This window comes from Arsenicibacter rosenii (genome assembly GCF_001870735.1).
In the GTDB taxonomy this organism is placed as follows: Bacteria; Bacteroidota; Bacteroidia; order Cytophagales; family Spirosomataceae; genus Arsenicibacter; species Arsenicibacter rosenii.
The window spans coordinates 1-1,717 of sequence record NZ_MORL01000117.1 but is presented as its reverse complement, the minus strand read 5'-3'; the positions used below and the strand labels follow the sequence as shown (position 1 = coordinate 1,717).

Sequence of the window (1,717 nt, the reverse complement as noted above, 5' to 3'; positions counted from 1 at the left end):
CACGCCCGATACGGTTACACCGGCCAGCAAACCGCCCAGTACTTCCGGACCGAAGATACCTCAATGCTTTTCAGGTATTGTACTTGAGATCAGACCGATTCGGGTAGAAGGCCAGAACCAGACCGCAGCAATGATCTGATTCTTTCGCCCCTTTTTAGCCGGACAGTACACCAAAAAAGCAGTTGAATTTAGAGCTGGCCACAAGAAATCATCTTTTTCGATTAACTCATATTCTCTCGGATGACTTCGTCTAAAATACCGATAGGGCAATGCTTTTATATCAGTAGCAGACTTACAACTACAATACTCGGAAGGGATACGAATAAACAAGGTTTTATCACTTTTTAACTGCCCAAGTCGGCTCTCTTCCTCATCATGTGGGCTAATCGCTTCTGCGGGTGGTTCAAAGTAGAAGTAATACACCTGCTTTTGATTAAGCCCCGTACTATCCTTTCCACTCAATTGCCGGATATAACCTAATAAAATAGTTTGCCGTAGCTTATCGAACGAATCGAGTTTGGGGCTTTTTGGCTGACTCCATACGATTGAAGGAAAAAGCAGACATGAGAACAGTATATAACTTAAAATTTTCATATTAGTATTATTACACGTGGTTATCTCCATGCGGTTGTAAACATTGAGAGGATAACCAGAGTTTTGTATCATTTATTGCAATCACCTGAGTTTGGAGATGGATCCCCAAAATCAGTTTGTCGTGTTGCGCCCGATGGCAGTGTCATATTCCTTAACGCCTCACCTAATTTTCCTGGACTACTTCCCCCTCCTCCAGGCCAAGAAGTGTAATTATCAGGAATATTAATACCTCCCTTTGCCAAAGCCTGAACAGTAAAATCCATACAGTTAAAGTCGTTCAAATCATAATTACCAGAAAGTGTATTAATGTAATCAATCATTTTGAAAAAGTTATCAGGTGTAATCTTGAAAGTAACGCTTACATCGTAACCCACTTGATAGCCATCATCTTGTCCAAATGTTTCCGGGCTTGTAGGACTTGAGGGATTGGCATTATCAGCAGGATACCAACCTGATACTTTATTTGGTAGTGGCTTAATCTTGTTGTTAGATGGATCTTTGTCAATGGTCTTAGAAGCGATTCCTTGCAAACATTGTGGCAAAACCGATTTGGTTAAACGCTACGGTACTACACCAGCTGGTACTCAACGGTTTCAGTGTGGTGATTGTAAGCGGACATTTGTGCGAACCTACACCAACAAGGCCTGCGACCCGCTCATCAGGCAACAGATTACCGACCTTGTTCTTAACGGCGGGGGCGTTCGGGACACAGCGCGTGTGCCTGGCATCAATTGGAATACGGTTAGCCGTCATTTTAAAAAAGCAGTGAGGTCGTTCGGGTCAACCTTGCTTATGCAGATAAGGGCCTGATTGTGAGTCTAAAAGCAGATGAGATGTGGTCATTCACCGGTGCTAAGAAGTACCCGCGCTGGCTATGGTGGGCTGAAGACGCGGTTACAGGCGAAGTAGTTGCTTTTGTCTTTGGCCGTCGTAGTCATCGGCCCTTTGAGCAGTTGCTACAGGTACTGGCCGGGGCTCAGATTAGGGTGGAGCGGTGGTTTACTGATTATCCTCTTTGGAATACCGTTACACCCTGTTTTGCCACCTTATACTTACAGGCAGCCAACAGAAAGGGCCGCGGATGCGGCCCTTTCTGTTGGCTGATCATTTTATTACAGCCGCT

At 44.7% G+C, this 1,717-nt stretch carries 4 protein-coding genes; 2 read left to right on the top strand and 2 right to left on the bottom strand.

The genetic code is table 11. The features are described 5' to 3' along the window. Nucleotides 1-60 precede the first annotated feature (60 nt). The gene (locus BLX24_RS30185; protein WP_143092915.1) at nt 61-594 is read right to left on the bottom strand and encodes a hypothetical protein; all 534 of its coding nucleotides are present in this window, start codon (nt 592-594) and stop codon (nt 61-63) included. Between the two features lie 68 nt (nt 595-662). After that, nucleotides 663-1,124: a hypothetical protein gene (locus BLX24_RS32410; protein WP_143092914.1), complete on the bottom strand. Its 462-nt coding sequence runs from the start codon at nt 1,122-1,124 to the stop codon at nt 663-665. On the opposite strand from BLX24_RS32410, the gene BLX24_RS34135 reads away from it, so the two are divergent. Continuing rightward, nucleotides 1,099-1,404 carry an IS1-like element transposase gene (locus tag BLX24_RS34135; protein ID WP_083422272.1) on the top strand — a complete coding sequence of 102 codons (306 nt, stop codon included), beginning with the start codon at nt 1,099-1,101 and terminating at the stop codon, nt 1,402-1,404. The two genes, BLX24_RS32410 and BLX24_RS34135, sit on opposite strands and share 26 nt — an antisense overlap. A 2-nt stretch (nt 1,405-1,406) precedes the next feature. Further along, the coding region (locus BLX24_RS32405) for an IS1 family transposase (RefSeq protein WP_262483013.1) at nt 1,407-1,717 on the top strand (311 nt) is incomplete at its 3' end.